Source organism: Caballeronia hypogeia (assembly GCF_001544875.2).
Classification (GTDB): domain Bacteria; phylum Pseudomonadota; class Gammaproteobacteria; order Burkholderiales; family Burkholderiaceae; genus Caballeronia; species Caballeronia hypogeia.
Map to the genome: position 1 here is coordinate 44,003 of NZ_FCOA02000046.1, position 6,250 is coordinate 50,252.

Genomic DNA, 6,250 nt, shown 5'->3' on the forward strand with positions numbered 1-6,250 from the left:
GGAGACAACCATGCATTCTTCAACTCCCAAGCTCGCGGTGCGCCGCTGGTGGGCGATCATGCCGATCGTCTTCATCACCTATAGCCTCGCGTATCTCGACCGCGCCAACTACGGCTTTGCCTCGGCGGCGGGCATCAATCAGGATCTCGGCATCAGCAAGGGCCTGTCGTCGCTGATCGGCGCGCTGTTCTTCCTGGGCTATTTCTTCTTCCAGATTCCGGGCGCGATCTATGCCGAGCGCCGCAGCGTGAAGAAGCTCGTGTTCTGGAGCCTGGTTTTGTGGGGCGGATGCGCGACGCTGACGGGCATGGTGAGCAATATTCCGTCGCTGATGGCGATCCGCTTCGCGCTAGGCGTCGTCGAGGCGGCGGTGATGCCGGCGATGCTGGTTTTCATCGCGAACTGGTTCACCAAGTCCGAGCGTTCGCGCGCGAACACGTTCCTGATCCTCGGCAATCCGGTGACGGTGCTGTGGATGTCGGTCGTGTCGGGTTATCTGGTGAACTCGTTCGGCTGGCGGCACATGTTCATCGCGGAAGGCGCGCCCGCGATTCTGTGGGCGGTGATCTGGTGGTTCATCGTCAAGGACAAGCCCGCGCAGGTGAGCTGGCTTTCGGATCAGGAAAAGAGCGATCTGGATGCGACGCTGCGGGCCGAGCAGGCGGCGATCAAGCCGGTGAAGAACTATCGCGAGGCGTTCAAGTCGCCGGCGGTGATCAAGCTGTGCGCGCAGTACTTTTGCTGGAGCATCGGCGTGTACGGCTTCGTGCTGTGGTTGCCGTCGATTCTGAAGAACGGCTCGACGCTCGGCATGGTCGAGACAGGCTGGCTGTCGGCGGTGCCGTATCTCGCGGCGACCATCGCGATGTTGCTGGCTTCGTGGGCGTCGGACAAGCTGCAGGCGCGCAAGGCGTTCGTGTGGCCGTTTCTGCTGATCGGCGCGATTGCGTTCGCGGGATCGTATCTGCTGGGTTCGACGAACTTCTGGGCTTCCTATACGTTGCTCGTGATCGCGGGTGCGGCGATGTACGCGCCCTATGGACCGTTCTTCGCGATCGTGCCGGAGTTGCTGCCCAAGAATGTCGCTGGCGGCGCGATGGCGCTGATCAACAGCATGGGCGCATTGGGTTCCTTCGTCGGCTCGTATTTCGTCGGATATCTGAACGGGGCGACGGGTTCGCCGGCGGCTTCATATGTGTTCATGAGCGCGGCGCTGCTGCTCGCCGTCTGGCTCACCCTTTCGGTCAAGCCGCAGGCGGCGGTCAGGGGTGGCGTGGCCGTGCGGTCCTGATTTTTGTCGTCCGATCATAAGGCCCGATCCAACCTCTTTCAGTACGAGTCAGAACCGAGACCATGAATCGAAAGATCGTAGCGTACAAGGCATTGCCCGCCGACGTCGAAGCGTATCTCCGCGAACACGCGGAGGTACGGAACGTCGATCCGAAGGACAAGGCTGCTTTCACGGCGGCTTTGAAAGACGCCGATGGGGCCATCGGCGCGAGCGTGAAGATCACGCCTGACATGATCGAAGGCGCCACGAAGCTGAAAGTCTTCTCGACCATCTCGGTCGGCTTCGACCAGTTCGACGTGGACGACCTCACGCGTCGCGGCATCATCCTCACGCATACGCCCGACGTGCTGACGGAATCCACCGCCGATACTGTCTTCGCGCTGATTCTCGCGAGTGCGCGCCGTGTCGTCGAACTCGCCGAATGGGTCAGGCAAGGCAACTGGAAGGCAAGCATCGGCGAGGCGTGTTTCGGCGTGGACGTGCAGGGCAAGACGCTCGGCATCATCGGGCTCGGACGCATCGGCGGGGCGGTCGCGCGCCGCGCGGCGCTCGGTTTTCGCATGAACGTGCTCTACACCAATCGCACCGCGAACGAGCAGGCCGAAAACGAATACGGCGCGAAGCGCGTCGAACTCGACGAACTGCTCGAGAAGTCCGATTTCGTCTGTCTGCAAGTGCCGCTCACGCCCGAAACGCGCGGCATGATCGGCGCGGACGAATTGCGGAAAATGAAATGCAGCGCGATCCTGATCAACGCATCGCGCGGACCGACTGTCGATGAAACGGCGCTCGTCGAGGCGCTACAAAACGGCACGGTACGCGGCGCAGGGCTCGACGTGTTCGAACAGGAGCCGTTGCCGGCGAGTTCGCCGCTGCTCGCGATGAAAAACGTCGTCGCGCTGCCGCATATCGGCTCGGCCACGCACGAAACGCGTCATGCCATGGCGCGCAACGCCGCCGAGAATCTCATCGGCGCACTCGAGGGCACGCTGACCGAAAACATCGTCAATCGCGACATGCTCGCGCGCTGAAAGCGATGAGTCGCGCGGGGCGCGGACCCGCGCATGCGCTAACATGCGCGATGCGAGGAGAACGATAATGACGGCATCGCGTCTCGCTCTACGGCGAAGCGCGGTCACAAGACCACTATGTCCGACGATCCCACACTGAACTCACGCCCGCCCGCGATGGGCGCGCGCCGCGCGACGATTACGGATGTCGCCCGCGAGGCCGGCACCGGCAAGACCAGCATCTCGCGCTATCTGAACGGCGAGACCGGCGTGCTGTCGCCCGACCTGCGCGAGCGCATCGAAGCGGCCATCGCCAAGCTGGACTATCGGCCGAACCAGATGGCGCGCGGCCTCAAACGCGGGCGCAATCGCCTGATCGGCATGCTGCTCGCCGACCTCACCAATCCGTATTCCGTCGAAGTGCTGCAAGGCGTGGAAGCCGCGTGTCACGCGCTCGGCTACATGCCGCTCATCTGTCACGCGGCCAACGAGATCGACATGGAGCGGCGCTATCTGCAGCTGCTCACGACGTATCGCGTCGAAGGCGTGATCGTCAATGCGCTCGGGGTGAAGGAGGAGCTGCTGCAAGGCTTTGCGCAAGGCGGCATTCCGGTCGTTCTGGTGGATCGCACGGTGGACGGCATCGTCACCGACATGGTCGGGCTCGACAATCCCGCCGCCGTGCAACTCGCGACGCGTCATCTCGTCGAAGAAGGTTTCGACGAACTGCTCTTCGTCGTGCAGCCGGTCACGCATGTAAGCTCCCGGCGTCTGCGCGAAGCGGCGTTTCATGAGACTGTCGCGGCATTGCATGCGCGCGGCTCGACGCTCGTGATCGATCTCGCCGATGCATCGTCAGCGCTCGCTGAACTCGATGCGCGCGTGGCGGCGGCGCAAGCGGCAGGCCGGCGCGTCGCGCTGTTCGCGGCGAACGGGCCGGTGGCCTTGCGCGTCGCGGTGCATCTGAAGGAACTGCACGGCACGGACTGGCAGGCGAGCGTCGCGCTGATGTCGATCGACGACTCCGAGTGGGCGCAACTCGCCGGCATGACCGCGGTGCGCCAGCCGACGTACGATATCGGCCGGCGCGCGGTCGAGTTCCTTCACGAACGGCTCGGCGGCGCCGCGATGCCCGCGCGCGAATGTCTGCTGCCGGGCGAACTCGTCGTGCGCGCATCGACGACACGGGACAAGCAACACGCATCACAAGGAATCTGAATGGTCAGTGTTTCGACCTTGCTGTGCCTCGCCATCGCAACGCTCATCATCGCCGCGATGCCCATCGTGCTGTACAGGATCGCGCGGCCGCGACTGCATATCGTGCCGCGCGAGGCGATTCTCGGCATCGCCGTGTTCGCGCTCTTCGCAATGGTCATCGAGCGCGCGCTGCACGGCTTCATGCTCGGCAATCCGGTCACGTCGGCATGGCTCGCGAGCCCGGCGGTCTTCGTCATCTATGGCGCGATTGCGGCGGGCCTGTGCGAGGAAGTCGGGCGCTTTCTCGCCATGAAATGGCTGATCTCGCGCGAGCCGGGCGCGCTCGATCGTCAGGCTCCCGCGCTCGGCTACGGTATCGGTCATGGCGGGGCGGAGGCGTGGCTCGTCGGCGTGCTCGTGCAGACGCAGTGGATCGTCTATGCGGTGCTCGCGAATCGCGGCACGCTCGATGCGCATTTCGCAAACGCGCCGCTCGAAGCGGTCGCGCGCATTCATCTGGTGCTGATGAGCCTGTCGCCGGTGTCGGCCGGCATCTTTCTCGTGGAACGCGCGAGCGCGTTCGTGTTGCAGCTCGGCTTTTCCGCGCTGATGTGGCAGATGCTGCGCGAACGCTCGCGTCACGCGCTGCTTTTCCTGATCGTGACGCATGCGCTCGTCGGCTTGCCGGCGGCGCTGTTTCAGGCGCGGCTCGTGCCGCTCGTCGCCGCCGACGCCGTGTATCTGGTGCTCGGCGTTGTCGTCGCGGTGGCGCTGGTGCGCTACTATCGGCGGGTCGCGGCCCGGGGCGCCTGAAAGCGCCCGACATTGCGCCGCCGACGCATCAAACGAATTTCGACATCGAATGGACGACTACCAATACGACTGTCCGAGCGCGGACATCGACATGCTCGCGCACGTGATCAGCGATCTCTTTCCCGAGCAGACGCAGTTTGCCGAGCGCCGCGATGACGCGGGCCACACCTCGCTCGCGATTCACTACGTGGCGATGCGCTTTGGCGCGACCGCGCGACGCATCACGATCGACGTGCGCTTCGATCCGGCCGCGCTCGCGCGTTATCGCGCAATGCCGCCGCGCATGCACGCGCGCAGCTACGCGGTGCTGCGCGCGTATGTGGAGGCCACGCTCGGTTCGCTGGAGGAGATGTACGCGAACGGCGAGACCGTGCCTCGCGAGGTGGAGATCGAAATGGGCGAAGACTTCGCCTGAACGCTGACGGCTTACGCGAAACGATAGACCTTGGCAAAGCGCGCGGCTTTCACGACGCCGTAGTCACCCGGCGCATACTGCATGACCCAGTCGCCGGCGTCGCCGGTGAGGATATCGCCCGCGTCGGACCGCGCGATGGAAAAGGGCTCGTGCATTTCCTTCGCGAGCACGACATTCGGCCGGTTCCGGTACGTGCCCGGCTCGCCATGCGCGATGCCGCCTTCCGGCACGTACTTCGGATCGAAGCGCTCGCGCGACACGACCCAGCGCTCGCCGCCGCTGCCGGTGACGATGGCGTCGCCCGTCGCATAGCGATTCGGGCCTTCGAGGCTCATGAGCTCGCCCGCGGCTGCCGCGAATTCGACGGATACGGCTTCGTCCTTCACGACGCGTCGTGCGGCGGGGTCGGTTGCTAGATCGAGTCGGGAAAGATGGAGCATGGTGCGATCCGAGTGGCGGTTAACAGGCGCTTGATCGCGCTCAGGGTGCGGGATCGTAACGGCATTCGCACGATTTTGCACCCGGCGGACGAAAAAAAGCCCGCATCGCGCGATGCGGGCCGCCTTGCGATCGTTCCGCGATTCGCGCGATCAGGGCTTCGTCGTCGACGCGGCATCCGCGCCCGCCGCCTTCGAATGCCGATGCGCGCGCTCGTGACGCGGCTTGCCATGTTCCGAGCGGAAGCTCGTGTCGGCCAGCTTCTTCTGCTCGGGCGAAAGACTCGTGTAAAGCGGCTCGAAAGCCTCGACGAGACGCTTGGTGCCGTCCGCGTTGGCCTGCGTGATCTGCTCGTATTGCTTCATGTCGTCGAGCGCGGACATGGTGTCGCGCTGCGCGATGCGCTGGCGGTAGAGATCGGCCATCGTGCGGCCGTTGTCGCGCATCACGTCGGCGAACTTCGACCATTGCTCTTCCTGCTGCGGCGTGATCTTGAGGCTCGCATGCAGTTCCGCGATACGCTGCTCGGTGCGCGCCTCGCGCTTCGTCGCGGCCGGAGCTGAGGCCGGGGCTTGTGCGCCAGGCGCCGATGCCGCGGCGGGCGCGGACGATTGCGCGAAAACCGGGCTCAACGCGCAGAAAGCGGCCAGTGCAATCAGAGTTCTTTTCATTCGGGTTACCTTCGATCGATGACAGGGGTGGCGACCTTCGTCTGCTGCGCAAAGCTTTCGCGAGACGAAAACGCCATCGGCGGATATTAGTATCACGATTGCACGCGAATTGCCCCACGCAGCCACAACTGCTTACATTCGATACGTCTCTGGAAAATACGCGTCGGATACTTGTCGAGCATGCGGGTCTTCGTCGCCATCGTCGCTGCGGGCAGCCTGAGCGCGGTTGCCGGGAAACCCGCGAGCTTCGTCGATTTCATGGTCACGCGGCCCGGCGTCTGGTTCCTGTCCCGGTCAGCGATAATGCAAAACACAAAATGCCGAATGCAAGATGGTATGGCGGTTTCAAGGTTGAAGCGCAACGGCGGATTTAATGTTTAGAGCCCATGAGGTTGAGCTGCGGAAGCGAGTGTGG

The 6,250-nt window shown here is 64.1% G+C and carries 8 protein-coding genes; 5 read left to right on the forward strand and 3 right to left on the reverse strand.

Annotation, left to right across the window (positions count from 1 at the left end):
- Positions 1-10: 10 nt before the first annotated feature.
- The 5 genes from AWB79_RS35500 to AWB79_RS35520 all read left to right on the forward strand — a co-directional run bounded on the left by AWB79_RS35500 (position 11) and on the right by AWB79_RS35520 (position 4,726).
- On the forward strand, positions 11-1,291 hold the full coding sequence (locus AWB79_RS35500; protein WP_061172138.1) for an MFS transporter: 1,281 nt from the start codon (positions 11-13) through the stop codon (positions 1,289-1,291).
- Between the two features lie 62 nt (positions 1,292-1,353).
- Complete coding sequence (locus tag AWB79_RS35505; protein ID WP_061172139.1) at positions 1,354-2,322, forward strand: 2-hydroxyacid dehydrogenase; 969 nt, start codon at positions 1,354-1,356, stop codon at positions 2,320-2,322.
- A 117-nt stretch (positions 2,323-2,439) separates the two neighbouring features.
- Positions 2,440-3,519, forward strand: coding sequence for a LacI family DNA-binding transcriptional regulator (locus AWB79_RS35510; protein ID WP_061172140.1), 1,080 nt, complete (start codon positions 2,440-2,442; stop codon positions 3,517-3,519).
- Entirely contained in the window at positions 3,520-4,311 is a 792-nt protein-coding gene (locus AWB79_RS35515; RefSeq protein ID WP_061172141.1) for a YhfC family intramembrane metalloprotease, read from the forward strand. It begins immediately after the preceding gene.
- A 49-nt stretch (positions 4,312-4,360) separates the two neighbouring features.
- A complete protein-coding gene (locus tag AWB79_RS35520) occupies positions 4,361-4,726 on the forward strand; it encodes a DUF3022 domain-containing protein (RefSeq protein ID WP_061172142.1) in 366 nt (121 codons plus the stop codon).
- A gap of 11 nt (positions 4,727-4,737) precedes the next feature.
- On the opposite strand, the gene AWB79_RS35525 is transcribed toward AWB79_RS35520, so the two are convergent.
- From AWB79_RS35525 to AWB79_RS39880, 3 genes are all read right to left on the reverse strand, one after another.
- Positions 4,738-5,166, reverse strand: a complete 429-nt coding sequence (locus AWB79_RS35525) for a PGDYG domain-containing protein (protein ID WP_061172143.1) — start codon at positions 5,164-5,166, stop codon at positions 4,738-4,740.
- 150 nt (positions 5,167-5,316) lie between these two features.
- Positions 5,317-5,835 (reverse strand): Spy/CpxP family protein refolding chaperone, encoded by a 519-nt coding sequence (locus tag AWB79_RS35530; RefSeq protein ID WP_061172144.1) that lies wholly within the window; start codon positions 5,833-5,835, stop codon positions 5,317-5,319.
- Between the two features lie 92 nt (positions 5,836-5,927).
- Positions 5,928-6,095, reverse strand: a complete 168-nt coding sequence (locus AWB79_RS39880; RefSeq protein WP_157695919.1) for a hypothetical protein — start codon at positions 6,093-6,095, stop codon at positions 5,928-5,930.
- Between the last annotated feature and the right edge of the window lie 155 nt (positions 6,096-6,250).